Annotated in this window: 16 protein-coding genes; 5 read left to right on the forward strand and 11 right to left on the reverse strand. The window is 67.7% G+C overall.

Features of this window, described 5'->3' with window-relative positions; all coding sequences use genetic code 11:
- Positions 1-247 precede the first annotated feature (247 nt).
- The gene (locus tag H7J73_RS06555; RefSeq protein ID WP_264066464.1) at positions 248-1,141 is read left to right on the forward strand and encodes an alpha/beta hydrolase; all 894 of its coding nucleotides are present in this window, start codon (positions 248-250) and stop codon (positions 1,139-1,141) included.
- On the opposite strand, the gene H7J73_RS06560 is transcribed toward H7J73_RS06555, so the two are convergent.
- A complete protein-coding gene (locus tag H7J73_RS06560; RefSeq protein ID WP_264066466.1) occupies positions 1,142-2,200 on the reverse strand; it encodes an aldo/keto reductase in 1,059 nt (352 codons plus the stop codon).
- A gap of 69 nt (positions 2,201-2,269) precedes the next feature.
- Here H7J73_RS06560 and H7J73_RS06565 point away from each other — a divergent pair, with 69 nt between their 5' ends.
- Together H7J73_RS06565 and H7J73_RS06570 are read left to right on the forward strand one after the other, a co-directional pair.
- Entirely contained in the window at positions 2,270-3,382 is a 1,113-nt protein-coding gene (locus tag H7J73_RS06565) for an acyl-CoA dehydrogenase family protein (RefSeq protein ID WP_264066468.1), read from the forward strand.
- Positions 3,379-4,548, forward strand: a complete 1,170-nt coding sequence (locus H7J73_RS06570; protein ID WP_264066469.1) for an acyl-CoA dehydrogenase family protein — start codon at positions 3,379-3,381, stop codon at positions 4,546-4,548. Before H7J73_RS06565 ends, H7J73_RS06570 begins: the two co-directional genes overlap by 4 nt.
- Here the strand turns inward: H7J73_RS06570 and H7J73_RS06575 are convergent.
- The 10 genes from H7J73_RS06575 to H7J73_RS06620 all read right to left on the reverse strand — a co-directional run bounded on the left by H7J73_RS06575 (position 4,545) and on the right by H7J73_RS06620 (position 17,237).
- On the reverse strand, positions 4,545-5,831 hold the full coding sequence (locus H7J73_RS06575; RefSeq protein WP_264066667.1) for an amidohydrolase family protein: 1,287 nt from the start codon (positions 5,829-5,831) through the stop codon (positions 4,545-4,547). The two genes, H7J73_RS06570 and H7J73_RS06575, sit on opposite strands and share 4 nt — an antisense overlap.
- Entirely contained in the window at positions 5,831-6,937 is a 1,107-nt protein-coding gene (locus H7J73_RS06580) for a CoA transferase (RefSeq protein ID WP_264066471.1), read from the reverse strand. The genes H7J73_RS06575 and H7J73_RS06580 overlap by 1 nt, the downstream gene beginning before the upstream one ends.
- Before the next feature lie 9 nt (positions 6,938-6,946).
- Positions 6,947-7,855 (reverse strand): hotdog family protein, encoded by a 909-nt coding sequence (locus H7J73_RS06585; RefSeq protein WP_264066668.1) that lies wholly within the window; start codon positions 7,853-7,855, stop codon positions 6,947-6,949.
- Positions 7,856-8,207: 352 nt separating this feature from the next.
- Entirely contained in the window at positions 8,208-9,119 is a 912-nt protein-coding gene (locus tag H7J73_RS06590) for an enoyl-CoA hydratase/isomerase family protein (RefSeq protein WP_264066472.1), read from the reverse strand.
- Positions 9,116-10,636: a fatty-acid--CoA ligase FadD4 gene (gene fadD4, locus H7J73_RS06595; RefSeq protein ID WP_264066473.1), complete on the reverse strand. Its 1,521-nt coding sequence runs from the start codon at positions 10,634-10,636 to the stop codon at positions 9,116-9,118. The genes H7J73_RS06590 and fadD4 overlap by 4 nt, the downstream gene beginning before the upstream one ends.
- Positions 10,637-10,695: 59 nt before the next feature.
- Positions 10,696-11,994, reverse strand: coding sequence for a calcium:cation antiporter family protein (locus H7J73_RS06600; RefSeq protein ID WP_435405432.1), 1,299 nt, complete (start codon positions 11,992-11,994; stop codon positions 10,696-10,698).
- Between the two features lie 430 nt (positions 11,995-12,424).
- Positions 12,425-14,254 carry a phosphoenolpyruvate carboxykinase (GTP) gene (locus H7J73_RS06605; RefSeq protein WP_264066475.1) on the reverse strand — a complete coding sequence of 610 codons (1,830 nt, stop codon included), beginning with the start codon at positions 14,252-14,254 and terminating at the stop codon, positions 12,425-12,427.
- Between the two features lie 168 nt (positions 14,255-14,422).
- The gene (locus tag H7J73_RS06610; protein WP_264066476.1) at positions 14,423-14,734 is read right to left on the reverse strand and encodes a hypothetical protein; all 312 of its coding nucleotides are present in this window, start codon (positions 14,732-14,734) and stop codon (positions 14,423-14,425) included.
- Positions 14,731-16,206 (reverse strand): hypothetical protein, encoded by a 1,476-nt coding sequence (locus tag H7J73_RS06615; protein ID WP_264066477.1) that lies wholly within the window; start codon positions 16,204-16,206, stop codon positions 14,731-14,733. Before H7J73_RS06615 ends, H7J73_RS06610 begins: the two co-directional genes overlap by 4 nt.
- Positions 16,203-17,237, reverse strand: a complete 1,035-nt coding sequence (locus tag H7J73_RS06620) for a hypothetical protein (protein ID WP_264066478.1) — start codon at positions 17,235-17,237, stop codon at positions 16,203-16,205. The genes H7J73_RS06615 and H7J73_RS06620 overlap by 4 nt, the downstream gene beginning before the upstream one ends.
- 138 nt (positions 17,238-17,375) lie before the next feature.
- On the opposite strand from H7J73_RS06620, the gene trmB reads away from it, so the two are divergent.
- Both trmB and H7J73_RS06630 read left to right on the forward strand, forming a co-directional pair.
- On the forward strand, positions 17,376-18,146 hold the full coding sequence (gene trmB, locus H7J73_RS06625; protein ID WP_435405433.1) for a tRNA (guanosine(46)-N7)-methyltransferase TrmB: 771 nt from the start codon (positions 17,376-17,378) through the stop codon (positions 18,144-18,146).
- A 2-nt stretch (positions 18,147-18,148) separates the two neighbouring features.
- Positions 18,149-18,850: an NYN domain-containing protein gene (locus tag H7J73_RS06630; RefSeq protein ID WP_264066672.1), complete on the forward strand. Its 702-nt coding sequence runs from the start codon at positions 18,149-18,151 to the stop codon at positions 18,848-18,850.
- The last annotated feature ends 24 nt before the right edge of the window (positions 18,851-18,874 follow it).

The following is an 18,874-nucleotide window of genomic DNA, read 5'->3' on the forward strand; positions in this document are numbered from 1 at the left end:
ACGATGCGCGCCCTGCCTGCGTCCGTCAACAGATCTGGAGCGTCGCCGGCACGGTGGGTCAGCGTCTCGATGGCAACCAGATCACCGGCCGCGACGGTCAATGGCGGCGCCCACCGCGGGTCGAAGTAACCCCAGTGCACCGTCGAGGAGTCCGGCGGAAGTTGATGAAGTGCCGTTGCGCTCAACCTCATCACGGCAACCCGGGACCCGCCAGCCGAGCACATGGCCGCCCAGTACTGTCGGGGCCGTGACGATCACCGACTTCCACCCGGAGTTGCGCAAAGCCGCACGATGGGCGCCGAGCAACCTGATCCGTCCGAGGACGCTTCCACTGATCCGCGCCATGCAGAAGTTGCAGGAGCGGGTGCCCGTCAACGGTGTGGAAGTTCTGACCACAACAGACGGAATCAAGATCAGGCTGCACCGGCCGCCTGGTCAGACCGCACCGGGGCCGGCCCTGCTGTGGATCCACGGCGGCGGCTACCTGATGGGCTCGGCCCAGCAGGACGACCGGATCTGCAAACGGTTCGCCGCGCAGCTGGGCATCACGGTGGCCGCGGTCGATTACCGGCTGGCTCCCGAACACACCTATCCGGCGGCACTAGACGACTGCCACACCGCCCTGACCTGGCTGGCCGGGCTGCCCGCCGTCGACCCGGACCGGGTCGCGATCGGCGGCGCCAGCGCGGGTGGCGGCCTCACTGCCGCACTGGCCTTCACCGCGCGCGACCGCGGCATGGTCACCCCGGTCTTGCAGCTGTTGGTCTACCCGATGCTCGACGACCGATCGTCGGCGCGAACCGAATTGGACGACACCAAGTACGTGATGTGGACCCGCGATGCCAACCGCTGGGGCTGGTCGTCCTACCTGGGCAGTGCCGACCCCGGCGTCGCCGTCCCGTCGCGGCGCACCGATCTCGCCGGTCTGCCGCCGGCCTGGATCGGCGTCGGCTCCCATGACCTGTTCCACGACGAGGATCTCGCCTACGCCGATGCCCTCACAGCGGCCGGCGTGCCGTGCGAGGTCGTCGTGGTTCCCGGCGCGTTCCATGGTTTCGATGCGGTGGCCCCGAAAGCGAGCGTCTCCCGGTCCTTCATCGACAGCCAGTGCGCTGTCCTCAAAGGCGCGTTCGGGATCTGATCAGGCCGTGGGCACCGGATGGAAGCGGAACGCGCCGAGATCGCCGCCGACCGCCGTCTCGCGTCGCTCTGCCAGCTGGTTGTGCGGCTGACCCAGATCGATGCGGCTGGCCTCGTCGAGTTTGGCGTACCAGTCGTCGCCGAGGGTGATGCCCAGCGCCGCCAGGTAGGAGTCCAGCTGCTCCGGGGTGCGCGGGCCGATCACCGGCACCACACCCGTCGGGGACCGGCGAGCCCGTTCCAACAGCCACGCCACCGCGACCTGCGCGGCGGGCACACCGAGATCCTCGGCCGCGGCGAGCACCGCGTCGACGGTGGCCACTTTGCGGGCGTCGTCCTCGGTGTGGGTGAGCCGGCCACCCCAGTCCGTCAGCCTGCCGCCGTCGCCGGAGCGGTACTTGCCGGTGAGCAGCCCGCCTCCCAGCGGCGACCACAGCGCGGCACCCAGGCCGAGGGCTTCGGCCATCGGGAGGTTCTCCCGGTCACCGCTGCGTTCCACCAGGCTGTACTCGAACTGGATACCGGCGATGGGCGTCCTACCACGGATCTCGGCGATGGTCGCAGCCCGACTGGTCAGCCAGGCGGGGAAGTTCGACAGTCCGACATAAAGGACTTTGCCCGCGGCGGCGAGATCGTCGAACGCACGCACCACCTCGTCGAGCGGGGTGACGAAATCGGGGAAATGCACCCAGAGCAGGTCGAGGTAGTCGGTGTCGAGTCGACGCAGGCTGGCCTCCACCGAGCGCAGCATCGCCCGGCGACCGTTCCCGGTCTGCAGCACACCGGCGCCTTCGGGACCACCGATCGCGAACTTCGTGGCGACGGTGAACTGCTCTCGCCGCCCGGCGAGCAACCTGCCCAGGTTCTCCTCGGACTCGCCGACCTGGTAGCTGGCCGCGGTGTCGATGAACGTGCCGCCCGCGTCCGCGAACGCGTCGAACATCGTTTTGGCGGTGTCGAACTCGGCGCCGTAGCCCCACCGGGTGCCGAAATTGCCTGCGCCGAGGGCGAGCGCCGAGACACGCAGACCGTTGTTGCGGCCGAAAGTGAAGTGCTCCATGCCAACCTCCAAGTCGGCGTGAGCTGGGTTTGTTCCAAAATACTCAGATCGGTATGAGACCGTGGTCACATGGCGATGCGCGAAACCGACGAACAACGGGCGTTGCGGGACGCCGTCGCGATCTTCCTCGACAAGCGTTCGTCACAGGCCAGGGTGCGCGACCTCATGACAACCGACACCGGGCACGACACCAGCGCCTGGCGGGAGATGGCCGAGATGGGGCTGCTCGGGTTGACGCTGCCCGAAGAAGTCGGCGGAGCCGGAGCCGGGTATGCCGAGCAGGGCATCGTGATGGAGGAGATGGGCCGCGCACTTTTGTGTGCGCCGTACTTTTCGACGGCGGTGCTGACCCCCCGACTGCTGGCGGCCGCCGGCGACGACCGTGAGCGCAGCGAGATCCTGCCCCGGATCGCCGCCGGTGAACTCGTCGTGAGCCTCGCCTACGCCGAGGACTCGTCGACGCGACCGCCGGTCCGGGTGGACACCGCCGCGGCACAGATCGCTGGGCAGTGGTCCTTGACCGGCCAGAAGACGTTCGTGCTGGACGCCGGTGCGGCCGGGTTGCTCTACGTGCTGGCCGACACCGACTCCGGGCCCTCGATCTTCGCGGTCGACACCGCCGCGGCAGGCATCACGATCGCCGCCCTGACGACCATCGACCTGACCCGCAAGCAGTACCGCGTCGAATTCGCCGACGTGGCAGCCCGTCTCGTGGGCACCCCGGGTGCCGGTATCGACGTGGTCACCACCGCCGTGGATCACGCCGCTGTCGCACTGCTGAGCGAGCAGGCCGGGGGCGCTCATCGGGCCATGCAGATGGGCGTCGACTATGCGCGAACCCGCATGCAGTTCGGCCGCGCCATCGGCAGTTTCCAAGCGGTCAAGCATCTGTGCGCCGACATGCTGCTGGAAGCCGAATCGGCGATCTCCGCGGCCCGCCATGTTGCCGCCGCCTTCGACGAAACCGCGCAATCGCGGTGGTCCGATCTTGCCCTGGCCCAGGCGTACTGCTCGGAGGCCTTTGTTTTCACCGCGGCCACCACCATCCAGGTGCACGGCGGGATCGGCTTCACCTGGGAGCACCCGGCGCACCTGTATCTGCGCCGCGCCCGCACCGACGCGCAACTGCTCGGACCACCGACATATCACCGCGACCGCTATCTGCAACTCAAAGGAGTGTGAGTGACGTGAGCTCCGGAGACGACACCGTGCGCACCGAAGTCCGGGAGTGGTTGGCCGCCAACTGGACGCCTGGGATGGACCGCAACCGCTGGGCTGATCTGGTGCTCGACGCCGGCTGGTCGGCCCCCAGCTGGGAACCCGAGTGGTTCGGCCGCGGGCTCAGCGACGCCGAATCCCGGATCGTGGCGGCCGAATTCGCTGCTGTCGGCGCACCGGGCACCGGACACGACCGGGCCAACCTGTTTGCCTGCACGCTGCACGACGCCGGTACCGACGAGCAGAAGCGCCGGCTGATCCCGCCGTCGCTGCGCGGTGAGTCGAAATGGTGCCTGCTCTACAGCGAACCGGGCGCCGGCTCGGACCTGGCCGGGCTGCGGACCCGCGCCGACCGGGACGGCGACCGGTACGTCGTCAACGGGCAGAAGGTCTGGACCTCATTCGCGACCACCGCCGATTACGGCCTGCTCGTCGCCCGCACCGACTGGGACGTGCCCAAGCACAACGGCATCAGCTTCTTCATGTTCCCGATGCGCCAGCCCGGCGTCGACGTGCGGCCCATCCACCAGATCACCGGTGAATCGGAGTTCAACGAAGTGTTCATCACCGATGCGCTGGTGCCGGCGGAGAACCTGGTCGGACCACTCGGCGGCGGATGGGCAGTCCTGCAGACGGCGCTGGGCTACGAGCGACGGTTGATGGGGGATCTGGCCCGCACCACCAAGTCGGCAACCAAACCGCAGGAGGACAAGGAGAGCCTGATCGGGCTCGCCCGCACCTACGACAAGCTCGAGGACGGCCACACCCGTCAGCAGATCGCCCGCATCGACGCACTTGCGGCGGTCAATCGCTGGAATACCCAACGCGCCAAGGCTTCCGGCGGCACAGAGGCGGCCACCCTGATGGCGTTGGGCAAGATCGCCATGTCGCGGATCCTGCACGAGACGGCCCGCGTGCAAACGGAGATCGTCGACGCCGAGTCGATGCTCGCCGGACCGGACAACCCCGTCGGCGACGCAGTCACGTTCCGCACTCTCAATGCCTATTTCACCTCGATCGGCGGAGGTACCGATCAGATCCAGCGCAATATCGTCGGCGAGCGTGTGCTCGGCCTTCCCAAAGAGCCGGACCCCTACCGCAACACCGCCTTTCGCGAGCTACCGCACTAGCTGCCGTAAATCGGCCGGCCGCCGACCATGGTGGTGCGGACCAGGCGGGCGTCCAGTTCGGCCAGGACGGCATCCGGGGGCGCGGCCAGCACACAGAGGTCGGCGGGCTGACCCGGCGCCAGGGTGCGTGGCTTCGAGGGGTCGTCGGCGGCGCCGAGAAACATCTCCAGGGCGGTTCGCGGCGGCACACATTCGTCGGGCCCGAGCACCTCACCGGTCCCGGTACGGCGATCGACGGCCGCGCGCATCGCCCCCCATGGGTCCCCTAGCCCGAAGGGCATATCCGTCGACAGTGCCACCCGCACACCGGCGTTCACCAGGGTCTGCACCCGCCAGAGGAGACCGTGGTCTTCGGCGGGCACGTCGGCCAGATACTCGTCGCCCCGTTCGGCGACGAAGTTCGGCTGCGTCACGACGGTGACACCGAGTTCGGCCAGCTCCGTGAGGCAGTCCGGCGGTACCAGCGCGGCATGCTCGATCCGGTCTCCGCGGTGCACGCCGGCGACGCGCAGGGCAGCCATCGCCACCACCAGTTGACTGACGGTGACGCAGTGCAGCGCGACGGCGGTGCCTCGGTCGTGGCTGCTGCGTACCCAGTCGGTGAGCCCGTCGAGGTCGAGCAGGTCATCGTGCAGGATCCGTTTACCCGGGCTCAGCCGGTGAACGTGTTGCGGTAGTGCCGCGGACAGCAGCTCAGCGTCTGTTCCGGCCAGATCCGGTGTGGCATCGGTGATTCCGGTGACGCCGTAGGATGCCAGCCGACTGCCGAGCTCGGCCAGGCCGCCGGCGCGCCGCGGTAGATCGCCGGCCCATTCTGGATCGGAGCTGCGCAGCCGGCCATCATGGTGATCCGATTGACCGATCGCGGCGAGGCCCGCCGTATTGAGTGTCCACAGCACACCACTGCGGTGCTGCACCCGAACCGGTACCGGCGGCGAGAGGGCATCGAGGGTGTGGCGGTCCAGCGGGCCGGCGACGCTGTCGTGATAACCCACAGCCCGGATCCATCCGTCGGCACCGATCTCGGCGGCGGCGAGTGCGGCGATCAACTCGATGCGTGAGCGGACCTGCGGTGGCCCCAGCCGCACCGAACCGGCGGCAGCGGCGGCAGCGCGGATGTGCACATGATGATCGTGCAGACCGGGTATGACCAGGCCGCCGTGCGCGTCGAGGACGTCATCACCGGGGAGCGCATCGAGTCGTTCGGCGAGGGCGACGATCATCTTGTCGGCACGGATGTCGACGGTCGTCCCGTCGATCAGAGTGGCGCCCCGAATGATTATCAGGCCCAACTCCTTTCCGCGACCAGGCGGTGCACGGCGGCGGTGTCGGCGCCGAGACCCGACGCGCGCGGCGCAGCCGCTGGTGGTACCGGGAGAGCCTCCGTGTCAGCGGCATCCATGGCCGACGCGTAGGTGGCGGCCACCGCTGCCATCGCGACACCGATGTGCACTCCCCCGCCGTGCGCCAGTGCCTCGATGACCGCGGCCGTCGCGGTCAGGCCGGTCAGCGGATCGGCAATCGCGTCGCCGACGAAAGCCGGACCATCCGCGGTGCGCCGAACCAGACCACCGGCCACCGCGGCATCATCGCCGAACGCCACCCGGTGGGTATCGGCTCCGTAGCCGGTGATCGACAGCCACACCCGGCCGGGTCTGGGCGGGCAGTCATGCGGGCCGAGTCCACGCCGGGCCAGCGCGGCGGGCCGCGATCCCTCCAGTACGATGTCGGCGACGGCCAGCAGGTCCGACAGCGCATCGCGGTCGGTGTCGAAATCTACTGCGTAGCTGAGCTTTCCGGTGTTCATCCAGTCGAAGAACCGTGGGTCGCCGGCCCTGGTTCCGTCGGGGCGGGTCGGGTTCTCGACCTTGACGACCGTGGCTCCGCCGGCACCCAACAGCCGTGCACACAACGGTCCTGCCCACATCGATGTCATATCGACGACCAGCAGGCCGTCGAGGCCGCGAGCCGGACCGGCCGTTCCACACCCGAGCACCCGCGGGGCCGACGCCTCGGTTTCCCCGAGGGCCGCCACGGGCAGATCGAGCAGGACCGCGCGGCTGACGAGTTCGGCCACCGACCGTTGCGCTGCCCATCCGTGGATGCCCGGCCACGGGTCGGCGGGGAGCTGGTCAGCTCCGACCAGGGCGGGTACTGCGGCGATATCGTCGGCCCGCGACAGCGTCAGCGCACACCACCCGTCTCCCGCCCGGATCAGCTGGGTGGCACCACCGGCAGAGATCCGGCCCTGCGGAGCGTGCCCCGACAGGGCGGCCCGTCCGGTCAGCAGTTCGGTGGCGTCGACGACCGTGCCGGTGGCTGCTGCAATGGCGTCGGCAGTTACAGCGGCACGCCGGAGCACGCCATCGGCGATACCGAGCGCGCCCATCAGCCGGCGTCAGAACACCCGGACGGTGTATCGCCAGTCCAACACCTGGCGATCGGGATCGCCGACGGCATAGACCAGGGATCGCAGACTCAGCACGCCACCCTGCTCTGCGGGCGCCGCCGCTTCGACGTGCAACTCGCTGTAGAGGGTGTCACCCTCGTGGACCGGGCCGGAGTGGTCGCAGGACTCCCAGCCCAGCACCGTCACCACATTCGGTAGCAGCCGGCTGGCCTGGGCCAGCGCGAGCCCGATGGTGTGGCCGCCGTACACCAGACGCTGGCCGCCCACCCGCGAATCATGATGGGTGGCAGCAATGTTCAGACTGAGCCGGGCCAACTCTGGTGCGCTGCTGACCACGTCGCCGGTGCTGCGCAGGACTGAGCCGACCACGCTCGCGTCGAAATGGGTTCCCGGTACGCGCAGCCGGAACGTCTCCGCGTCCCAGCCGCTGGTGGGGTCGATGGCCGGTGGAAGATCGGTGCCGACGACCGACAGGTCGTCGTTGTGACCGGTGTCGGGGGCGTCGGGGCTCAGCGGAAGCATGGCGCAGCGGTAGAAGTCGAGCACCAGCCGGTCGGCCTGGTCGATGGTGGTCATCCGGAGCGCGGCAAGCCCGGTGGCCGCCCGCCCGGGCTTCGCCGAATTCTGCTTGAGTCCAACGACTTCCGTGCGGGTGTAAATGGTGTCACCGATGATCGGGAAACGGTGGAAGTTCAGGCCGCGATAGAACAGGTTCGCCTTGACCCGCTGGGTGGCCAGCGTGCTCTGCCCGATCGCCACGTCGGTGACCAGCCCGGGATGCGCCAACGCCGCCGACTCGCCGGTGACGGCATGCGTCAGGACGGCGTCCAGCGGCAGCCGCAGCCGGTCTCCGAGGATCGACTGGTGCACCGCGGCGGCACCGGGGGTCAGTGTCATCGACGGTGCCGAGTCGAAAACCTGCCCGCGGGTCAGCTCGTCGAAATAGGGACCGGCATGATCGCGCTCACTCTGGCCAGACAGACTCACAGGTTCACATGCTCGCATACCGGGTCACGGTCGGTGATTTCGGCGTGTTCATCGCCGCTCACCGGTCGGGCGCACGCCCAAGTGACGTGGTGTCGCGGCGATACCGCCCAGCAGTTTCAGCGCATCGGCACTGGGGGTGTTCGGTTCGGCGACGCGATGCGTACCTACCGAGCCGGCGCGATCGCTCCCGATGCGATCGCCAGGGGGATCGCCTACGCGATCACCGAGCCCGCCGATGTCGATGTCGATGTCAGCGGGCTGATCATTCGCCCGGCCGCCCAGCGCCGACCTCGTCGACCAGGCCCCACGCCAGGGCCGTTTCCGCGTCGATGGACGCACCCGAGAGCACCAGATAGGCGGTCCGCCAACGCCCGATCCGGCGGGTGATGCTCACCGTGCCGCCCGCGCCGGGAATCAACCCCAGTGCGAGTTCCGGCAGGCCCAGCGTCGCGCCGGGCGCACATGTCACGTGCCCGCAGAACGCCGCCATTTCCAGTCCACTGCCGAGCACCTGACCGTGCACCTCCGCGCGGCAGGCCCGGCCGAGCCGGTCGGTGAGTTCGTCGAGGACGAGCGCCGGGCTGTGACGGGTGCGGGCCAAATGGGCACTCGCCGGATCGTCGAAGGTACCGAATTCGCCGAGATCGCCACCACTGCAGAAGGACGGACCGTTCCCGGTGAGCACCACTTCGTCGACCGAGGTGTCCAGCTGGGCCACACCGAGAAACTCCAGGAGTTCGGCCCGGGCATCGGTGCTGAAGGCGTTGTGCCGTTGCGGGCGATTGAAACTGATCCGCAATGTATCGCCATCACGCTGGGCGACAACCGGATTCGCGATGTCGGGCAGCTGCGCCGGGCCGCGTTCGGCCAGCCATCGGGCGAACTCCGGCCCGGCCTGCAGCGTCGAGTAGGCCAGCGATTCGGCGATCACCCCTGACCGAGCGGGCGCGTCGACGTCGAGCGCCCGAAGCACGTCATCGCAGACCGCAGCGGCCTGCGGCCAGCGCAGGCATCGTCGGCGCAGTTCGGCGAGCGCGTCGGAGACCGACGCGACGGTGACCGCGCGGCGGTCCTGCGTCGCGTCCTCGGTGAGCGTGAAAGTGGCTTCCTCCGAGGGAGTTCCGATGGCGACGAGCACTCCCCCGGCGAGTTCGACCGGGCTGTCGGTGTTCACGAGTACTTCGCGATGAGGCCCTGCTTGTAGAGCTTGCCGGTATCGGTGCGGGGCAGCTGGGCCTCGAACGCGATCGAGCGCGGGCATTTGTAGTGCGCCAACCGATCGCGGAGCCAGTCGAGAAGCTCACGCGCGAAGTCCTCGGTGGCGTCGGCGGGATCGACGGTCTGGACCACGCCCTTGACTGACTGGCCCATCTCCTCGTCAGGAATGCCGAAGACGGCGGCGTCCATCACTTTTGGATGGGTGACAAGCAGGTTCTCGGCTTCCTGCGGATAGATGTTGACACCGCCGGAGATGATCATGTGGTGCCTGCGGTCAGTCAGGTACAGGTAGCCCTCTTCGTCCACATAACCGATGTCGCCCACCGTTTTCCAACCGCGGGTGTCACGGGACTTAGCCGTCTTGTCCGGGTCGTTGAGGTATTCGAAATCGACTCCGCCTTCGAAGTAGATTTCGCCGGCCTGACCGGGCGGGAGCTCGTTGCCGTCCTCGTCGAGGATGTGCAGGTTGCCCGCCATCGGCCGCCCGACGGAACCGGGGTGGGTCAGCCAATCCTCGGCACCAATCAGCGTGGAGCCGTGCGCTTCCGATGAGGCGTAGTACTCGTCGACGATCGGTCCCCACCAGTCGATCATCTGCTTCTTGATCTCGACCGGACATGGCGCCGCCGCGTGCATTACCCGCTCCAGGCTCGACACGTCGTAGGACGTCCGCACGTCGTCAGGCAGCTTCAGCATGCGGGTGAACATGACCGGGACGAACTGGCCGTGCGTGACACGGTGTTTGGCGATGGCATCCAAAGCGCCAGCGGCGTCGAACTTCTCCATCACGACAGTGGTGATACCGCCGGCCTGGGTTTGCATCGACCACACCGACGGTGCGGTGTGATAGAGCGGCGCCGGACTGAGGTAGACGGCGTCGGGGTGCATCCAGAAGGACACCAGCGCCGACATCAGGCCGGGCGACTCGGACGGATGAACATGCGGCAGTGCGCGTTTGATGCCTTTCGGGCGTCCGGTGGTGCCCGACGAGTACTGCAGCAGGTCGCCTTCGATCTCGTCGTCGATCGGCGTGACCGGTTGGTCGGCAACGCAATCGGGGTAACTCTGCCAGCCGTCGAGGTGGCCGCCCGCGACGAGCAGGACCGGAGGTAGGCCGCCCGGCAACTCATCGCCCAGCTTGGCGAGGGTGTCGGCGAGCTTCGCCGACCCGACGATGCCCTTGGCATTGCTGTTGTCGATGATGTACGCGGCTTCGGCCGCAGTCAGGTGCGTGTTGATCGGCACGTAGTACAGCCCGCTACGCCGCGCCGCCCACATCGCGGTGTGGAAATGCTCGTTGTTCTCCATGAGAATCGCGACGGCATCGCCCTCGACCAGCCCGGCTTGCCGGAAGTAGTGCGCCAGCTGGTTTGCCCGTGCTTCCAGCTCACCGAAGGTGACCACAGTCCCCGACGGGTACATGGCGATGGCCGGCTTGTCCGGGCTGACTGCGGCGTGCTCACGAATCTGCATGGAGGCACTGTACGACGGCCAAAGTTGACAGGTGTCAAGGCCCCGGTTTCCCGGTCCTGCTATCGCGCCGAGACCAGCTCCGGTTTCGGCTCGACCTCCTGCGGAGCACCCGAGAACGGCGCCCGCAGCGTCGGCAGCAGGTGCTTGCGGTTGACGATCAAGCCGACGAGTGACAGGGCGCCGTAGACGCCGCACAGGGCCAGCCGCCCCTCGGTCGACGTGATCGGGAACTGCACGACGAACAAGGCCAGCAGCGCCCACGCCGTCCGGCGGTGGAACCGCAGCGCCAGGATCAGTGCGATACCCATCATCGTCTGCGTCGCGGTCAGCAGTACCTCTTCGATCTGCCGCCCATCGAGCACCAGTTCGGGCCCGCCCCCGCCGGCCAGGTAGGCGATCGGCAGCGATCCCATCAACAGGGTCCACTGGTTGACCTTCGACGAAATCAACGTGGCGATGGCCGCGGTGCCCTTGCCGCGGGCGGCGAAGATGATCGCGATGATGAACTCCGGGGCCTCCGAGGCCAGCGGGGCAAGCCACTGCACCAGCAGGAACTTGTCGATCCCCAGTTCGGTGCCCGCACCGATGAGGCTCTCGGCGAAAGGCTCCGCGCACAGCAGGATCACCGCGGCTGCGCCGACGAAGAGCGCGATCACCGTGCTGCGTCGCGCCCTGGTAGGCAGGGCGCCGATCGCGGCGGCGGTGCCGATCAGCTCCGGCTCCTCGACGTCGCCGCGGGTCAGCTTGTACAGGTAGAGACCGAACCAGGCCAGCAAGGCCACTCCGAGTACCAGGTGAATCCGGCCGGTGGCCGGGATGATGAACGCGACGATGCCGGCGATCAGCAGAAAGCCGAGTTCCACGCGGTTACCGGGCTCGAGCAGGAGAGTCTTGGTGTTTTCACTGCGTTTGGCGGCGGGGTTGGCCGAGACTTTGCGGGTGACGTACAGGCTGACCAGCACCACGACGGGCCAGCCGATACCCATCAGCAGCCGGTTGGAACCTGTCATGTTGGCCGCGGCGTACTGCGCGTAGCCGGGGTCATGGCCGGCGGTGTAGGCGTAGTACAGGTCGACGGCGTACTCCGGGAGCACGGCAATCAAGGCCAGGACGGCGATCGCCAAGCCACCGGACACGTCGATCTGGGCCGCCTCGGCCGCCCAGGCGAGCAGGAAGCTGGCCGAGACCACGGCGGCGCCGTAGATCAGCAGGGAGATCACGGGATTGGGGTTCAGGCCACCGAAACGGAGCATGAGCGCGGGAACGATCAGCGCGGCGGTGATCGCCAGTGACCGCATCATCGGGTGAATGGCGAAGCGGCGAAACGGATCTCGGCTGAGCTTCGTACCGGTGGCCATCGTCGGTCCTTCGGTCAGCGACCCGCGGCCTCGACGTGCAATGGCGAGGCCTCAGGTCGACAGTGGTCTGTCAACCGAAGGTCTCGCTCGCCGGATTGATCCGGTGGATGACCGGGCGGCACCGCCGCCAGTATGTCGATCATCCGCTTCCGCGACCCGGAGGCTGCGGGTGGGAACTACTCCCCTTCGCTGAGCACGACAGTACCCCGGGTGCGCGGACGCTGGCAACTTAGCCTACCTACCGAATTGCATCAGTATGGGTTGCAAAGTTGCTGATCAGAGGTATGAAATCGAGATGTTCGGCTAGCCGATACTGGTTATACGGCTACCCTTTGGCCTCCGCGGGATGTGACACCGGACTCGACGAACAGTCGCAAAAGGCCCCGTGACACGCCATGTCACGGGGCCTTTTGCGACTGCTCGCGCGGGGTTAGTCGGCCTCCCCCAGCCGGGTCTTCAGCGCGTCGAACTCATCCTTGATACCCGTCGGCAGCTTCTCACCGACAAACTCGAACCACTCTTCGATCAGCGGGAGCTCGCTGCGCCACTCGTCGGCGTTGACGGCCAGCGCCTCGTCTACATCAGCCGCATCGACATCGAGACCGTCCAGATCAAGATCGGCGGCCGTCGGGACGATACCGATCGGAGTGCTCTTGCCTTCGGCCTGGTGCTCGATGCGCTCGACGGCCCACTTCAGTACGCGGCTGTTCTCGCCGAAGCCCGGCCACAGGAATCGGCCGTCGTCGCCGCGGCGGAACCAGTTCACGAAGAACACGGCGGGCAGCTTGGACTCGTCGGCGTTCTTGCCGATGTCGATCCAGTGCTGGAAGTAGTCGCCGACGTTGTAGCCGAGGAACGGCAGCATCGCCATCGGGTCACGGCGGACCGTGCCGACCTTGCCCTCGGCCGCAGCGGTCTGCTCGGAGCCCAGGGTGGCGCCGATGAACACGCCGTGCTGCCAGTCACGGGCCTGGGTGATCAGCGGGACGGTGGTCTTGCGGCGGCCGCCGAACAGAATCGCCGAGATCGGCACGCCCTGCGGGTCATCCCATTCGGGGGCCAGCGTCGGGCACTGCGAGATGGGAGTGCAGTAGCGCGAGTTCGGGTGCGCCGCTTTGCTTTCCGTCTCGCGAAGGTTCCAGTCGTGACCCTTCCAGTCGATCAGGTGGTCGGGCTCGCCTTCCAAACCCTCCCACCACACGTCGCCGTCGTCGGTCTTGGCGACGTTGGTGAAGACGGTGTTGCCTGCGGCGATGGTCTTCATCGCGTTGGGGTTGGAGCTCCAGTTGGTACCGGGCGCCACACCGAAGAAGCCGAACTCGGGATTGACGGCATACAGCCGGCCGTCCTTACCGAACCGCATCCAGGCGATGTCGTCGCCGACTGTTTCGGCGCGCCAGCCGGGGATGGTGGGCTGCAGCATCGCCAGGTTGGTCTTACCACAGGCCGACGGGAATGCGGCGGCGATGAAGTAGGCCTTGTTCTCCGGCGAAATCAGCTTGAGGATCAGCATGTGTTCGGCGAGCCAGCCCTCGTCGTGGGCCATCGCCGAGGCGATCCGTAGCGAGTAACACTTCTTGCCCAGCAGCGCGTTGCCGCCGTAACCCGAACCGTAGCTCCAGATTTCGCGGGTCTCGGGGAAGTGGGTGATGTACTTGGTGTCGTTGCACGGCCACGGCACGTCGGCCTGACCGTCCTCCAGCGGCGCCCCGATGGAATGCAGCGCCTTGACGAAGAAGCCGTCATCGCCGAGCTTGTCCAGCGCGGCCTTGCCCATTCGGGTCATGGTGCGCATCGAGACCACGACGTACTCCGAGTCGGTGATCTCAACACCCAGCTTGGGATCCTCGGCGTCCAGCGGGCCCATGCAGAACGGCACCACCCACAGAGTCCGGCCGCGCATCGAGCCGCGGTAGAGCTCGGTCATCAGCTCGCGCATCTCGGCGGGAGCCATCCAGTTGTTGGTCGGACCCGCGTCGATCTCACGCTCGGAGCAGATGAAGGTCCGCGATTCGACGCGGGCCACATCGGACGGGTCGGACAGTGCGAGGTAGGAGTTCGGCTGCTTCTCCTCGTTGAGCTTCTGGAAGGTGCCCGCCTCGACCAGCTGGGCCGTCAGGCGTTCGTACTCTTCGTCGGACCCGTCAGCAAACATCACTCGGTCCGGCTGAGTCAGTTCGGCGATCTCCTGAACCCAGGCGAGCAGCCCCTCATGTTTCGTCGGCGCGGTATCCAGACCTGGAATAGTCGCTGAGGTCATTTGCATCTCCTACCCGATTTATCGAGGCGTTCCCCGCCCAGCACGCAGACCATATTCCTCCATCAGGATCTCCACGGATGAAGGACTTGGTTATCTCTCGTTACACGTTAACGCGGGTGACATACCCACGGTAAATCGAGACTATGTCCGTTGACTCACAAGAACGATTCAGAAACCTCTAACTGGGGAGTTCATCGATTCAGATTGTTCTGTCAAATGCGCAATCGCTCCAGGAATGCCGAATATCTCAGGAACGCCGACTAATTCGCCGCCATATTCGTCGTCCCCGGCCACCACCACAAGAACAGTCCCGTCGTCGACACCACCGGGACCGTCGTCGCTGGCTACTGACTGGTAACCATCGGGCCCTGCCAGCGAACGGACCCGGCCGGGCACGACAGCGCCGAGGTGATGAATGACGGCGGGCAGGTCTTCGACGAGCCAGTCCTCGGGTTCGACCGGCATCAGCAGCGAACTCATCGCCCCTCCTCCTCATGCGTGATTCGAGCGTATCCCCGTTGCGCGAGTTCGGCCCGAACGGCGTCAAGTGCCCGTTGCACTATCGGCAGGTGTTCATCGCGGGCGGTGACAGCCCGGGCTCGGGCCAGCGCATGCTGCCGCAGCTCCGCGTCGATCGTTCGGAGTTCGGCCGCGAGTACCGCGCTGCGGGTTTCGTCATGCTCGGCCAGGCTGACCGTCAACGCCGTCTCGGCTGCCAGGACCCTGGTGGCCGCCGACTGCTCGACGTCGGCACGCAGGGCCGCGGTGACGTCGCAGACCCACCGGTCCAGTACGGCGCGATCGTGCAACAGACCCCGCATCCCGACGACCCAGACCGTCACCGCCAGGCCAACCAGAATGCAGAGAACGGCGCCGGCCACGGTCAACTCGGGTGCCAGTTCGGCGAAGATCCGACTCAAAGTCAAGGCCACCCCGAGGCCGAACCCCGCGCCGAGCAGCATCATCAACCGGGTCTCGACGCGGCGCGACGTCAGCGGTGGCTCACCGACCGGTTCGGCCGACACAGACTCCGAAAAAGACGAATCGGTCTGCAGTCCAAGCACATCGGCCACCTCGGCAAGGTGCTCGCCGATACTCTCGTCGACCTCACGCGCCACGCCGGCGACGCGTCGACGGACATCGGCCGGGAAGGTGGCCATCGACCGCCGCGTCATCGACGCGACGTCCTCCTGCAGTTCCGATCGCACCGAGGTGCAGCGATTCCTGGCGAAGTGGGACAGCTGCACGCGGGCCTGCTGCAACCGGCTGCGCAGCGCGACCGCGCGTTCGGTCCTGGCCATTCTGCGCTGGCGGCCCACCTCGACGCGGCTCGCCCCGAGCGCGGCCACCCGCGCCGCCCGGGCCGAACTGTCGGCGGCGCCGTCATAGCGCCACGCCGCCATGGCGAGCTGAGACTCCCAGGACCGCAATCTGTTTCGGCCTCTAAGCTGGCTGTCGGCAAGCTGCGTACCGAGCGCCTCGACCAGCCCGTTGAGCCGGATATCGCCCAGATCCGGGGCCGCGGCCACCCCTTCCCACGTCACCGCGCCATAGCGCGGGGCGTGCGCTGCCAACAGTTGCCGATCAGCGTCGAGCACCTCCCGCCATCGGCGGTGCAGGTCGATCTTGGCCACCGCGCACACCACCAGATCGGTGTGCACCGCCGCCGCGTCGAGTAACGCACAATCGGACTCGGTCAGCGGCGCCACCGCAGACACCACGAAGACCACCGCCATCGGGGCATCTCCGTCACACAGCCCGGTGGACTCGATGAAAGTGTTCTGCGGCAACCGATTCCGCAGCGCGGCGAGCACGCTGGACGTGCCGGCCAGCCAGGGTCCCATCACCAGCACCGCATCGCGGCGGCGCACCCCCGGCGCCAGGACCCCGGGGGCGATCTCGGCCACGAACGCGTCGACCGTCCGCTCCGGCTCCGCGGCGTCCCCCGTCACGCCGCACAACCCGGGCCGGCAGTGGCCGCCAACAGCCGCAACGATCCCCTGGCGATAGCGGTCGCGCAGTCACGGTGCAGCGCACCAAGGGGTCCAGCCGCCAGGCGACGCCAGTGCACCGCCCGAATCAGATGGGCCGTCGCATCGTCGGCGGGATCGACCCGCAGGCCGGCCGCCGCGACGACATCGACCGCGGCGGCCATCCGCGCCAACACGGTGTCGTCCGCGGCCAGGAACGTGGCGATCTCGGTGTCGGTGATCGCCGGCACCTGCAACTCGTCGACCACGGCGAGGACACGGCGGTATCCGGCTTCGGCGATCAGGGGCGCGATCCGGTCCAGCACCTCGTCGATCCGGCTGACCCGCCGGAGCTCCGCGCGCACCTGAATGACGTCGGCCAGCCGGTTCGCGCGCAGCGTGACCACACTGTGCGCGATACCGAACAGGTCGAGGGAATCGACCAGGCGTTGCCGCACCTCACGTGAGAGCCGGTGGGTGCACGTGAGGAAATCGTCCGGTGAGCGCAGATCGGCAGGCTCGCCGACAAGAATACGCAGCGCGTCGATCAGGGTGTCGTCCAGCACTGCGGGGTCCAGCGCGGCCACCGCCAGCAGCGCGACCATCGGCTCGGTGGGCGCACCCAGCAGTCCGGCCACGCTCACAGCGCGCCGGCTCGCCGTCACCAGCGGTCCGCCGGGGCCGAAACCGGTCAGGTCGGCCTTATTGAGGACAGCCAGGGCGAACGGCAGGCCCGCATCCTCAGGCTTGGCGACCTCGGCGACCACCCGGATGCCGATATCCGCCTCGCCGGCACCCGAGGAGCCCACCGAGGCGTCCAGGATGTCGAGCCCCACGGCGACCAGCGCCGCCCGCACCGTGGCGACCCCCACGCCGGGACGGCCGTGCACGGCGATCCGGACCGGAGCCGCGACCCGGCGCGCCAACCACGCCCACTGCCCGCCGTCGGTGGCACGTCGCACCAGCGCGTCGGCGAAAAGCCGGCGGCCGGTGCCCGGGATTCCCTCGTTCATGTCGCGCCATGGTGGCAGCGGACCCTCGTTCGCGCGAGCCACGACGGCACCGCGGCTGGGGATAACCGAGCGCTGTGACCGGCACGAAAGCAACTGTTGGGTATCAATCTGCGCCACGATGAGGGTCGATGTGGCTTCATGAGCGACCATGGACGGATGCATGCGCAACGTGGAGTCGGGTCTGCGGAGCTGTCCGCCGGGCCTGACGAGCCACCGGATGCGCACCTCTATCCCCGGGTGACCAGTTTCCGGTCCCGGCGATCGAGTCTCAACGACGCCCAGCAGGACACCTGGGACCGGCTGTGGTCGCGCTACGGCACCCAGGCCCGATTCCCGGATCGGCCGGCCGAGCTACTCGACACGGCCGCCTGGTTCGGCCGCGCGGCCCCGGTGATCCTGGAGATCGGCTCGGGAACAGGCACCTCAACACTGGCGATGGCCCAGGCCGAACCCCACATCGACGTGGTGGCCGTCGAAGTCTATCGCCGTGGCCTGGCCCAGCTGCTGTCCGCCATCGAACGCGAGCACGTCGCCAACATCCGGCTGGTGCGGGGCGACGGTATGGACGTGCTGGAGCACATGTTCGCGCCGGGTTCCCTGACCGGGGTGCGGGTGTTCTTCCCGGATCCCTGGCCGAAGTCGCGCCACCACAAGCGTCGGCTGCTGCAACCCCCCACTATCGCCCTGATCGCCGACCGGCTGCGGCCTGGCGGCGTCCTGCACGCCGCGACCGACAACGCCCACTACGCCGAGCAGATCGCTGCCGCCGGGGACGCCGACCCTCATCTTCGGCGGGTGGCGCCGGATGCGAACCTGCCCGTCTCGGTCGAGCGGCCGACCACCAAATACGAATCGAAGGCTCAGCACGCGGGCAGCGCCGTGGCCGAACTCCTATGGGAGCGGTTGTGAGTATGGACCTGCTCGACGACACCGCACCCGAATCGGACACCGATTCAGTGACTCCGGTCACGCTCAAAATCCGTCGGGTCCTGCTGGTGTGGGATGCCCCCAACCTCGATATGGGACTGGGTTCGATCCTGGGTGGCCGGCCCACCGCCGCTCATCGCCCGCGGTTCGACGCGCTGGGTCGCTGGCTGCTCGCGCAGACCGCGGATCTGTCGCGGCCGGACCCGGACGATCCGACGCCGGTTTCGCTGGAGCCGGAAGCCACCGTGTTCACCAATATCGCCCCCGGTAGCGCTGACGTGGTGCGGCCGTGGGTGGAAGCTCTGCGTAACGTGGGTTTTGCGGTCTTCGCCAAGCCCAAGATCGACGACGACAGTGACGTCGACGCCGACATGCTCGAGCACATCGCGCTGCGGCGTCGCGAGGGCCTGGCGGGCCTGTTGGTCGCGTCGGCCGACGGGCAGGCTTTCCGCCTGCCGCTGGAGGAAATCGCCCGCGAGGACGGTACCCCCGTCCACGTGCTCGGATTTCGCGAACATGCGAGCTGGGCGCTAGCGTCGGATACCTTGGAGTTCGTCGACCTGGAAGACATTCCTGGTGTTTTCCGGGAACCACTCCCGCGAATCGGCCTAGATTCGCTACCAGAGCAAGGTGCCTGGTTGCAGCCGTTCCGGCCGCTCTCGGCGCTGCTGGCTTCACGGGCCTGAGCGCAACGGTTTTAAAACTTCAGA

This window comes from Mycolicibacterium komossense, assembly GCF_025822605.1.
Classification (GTDB): domain Bacteria; phylum Actinomycetota; class Actinomycetes; order Mycobacteriales; family Mycobacteriaceae; genus Mycobacterium; species Mycobacterium komossense.

Coding starts and splice junctions, on each gene's coding strand:
- H7J73_RS06560 (WP_264066466.1), bottom strand. CDS start 2,200: ATGGAGCACTTCACTTTCGGCCGCAACAACGGTCTGCGTGTCTCGGCG.
- H7J73_RS06565 (WP_264066468.1), top strand. CDS start 2,270: ATGGCGATGCGCGAAACCGACGAACAACGGGCGTTGCGGGACGCCGTC.
- H7J73_RS06580 (WP_264066471.1), bottom strand. CDS start 6,937: ATGGGCGCGCTCGGTATCGCCGATGGCGTGCTCCGGCGTGCCGCTGTA.
- H7J73_RS06585 (WP_264066668.1), bottom strand. CDS start 7,855: ATGACACTGACCCCCGGTGCCGCCGCGGTGCACCAGTCGATCCTCGGA.
- fadD4 (WP_264066473.1), bottom strand. CDS start 10,636: ATGCAGATTCGTGAGCACGCCGCAGTCAGCCCGGACAAGCCGGCCATC.
- H7J73_RS06600 (WP_435405432.1), bottom strand. CDS start 11,994: ATGGCCACCGGTACGAAGCTCAGCCGAGATCCGTTTCGCCGCTTCGCC.
- H7J73_RS06605 (WP_264066475.1), bottom strand. CDS start 14,254: ATGACCTCAGCGACTATTCCAGGTCTGGATACCGCGCCGACGAAACAT.
- H7J73_RS06610 (WP_264066476.1), bottom strand. CDS start 14,734: ATGAGTTCGCTGCTGATGCCGGTCGAACCCGAGGACTGGCTCGTCGAA.
- H7J73_RS06620 (WP_264066478.1), bottom strand. CDS start 17,237: ATGAACGAGGGAATCCCGGGCACCGGCCGCCGGCTTTTCGCCGACGCG.
- trmB (WP_435405433.1), top strand. CDS start 17,376: ATGAGCGACCATGGACGGATGCATGCGCAACGTGGAGTCGGGTCTGCG.
- H7J73_RS06630 (WP_264066672.1), top strand. CDS start 18,149: ATGGACCTGCTCGACGACACCGCACCCGAATCGGACACCGATTCAGTG.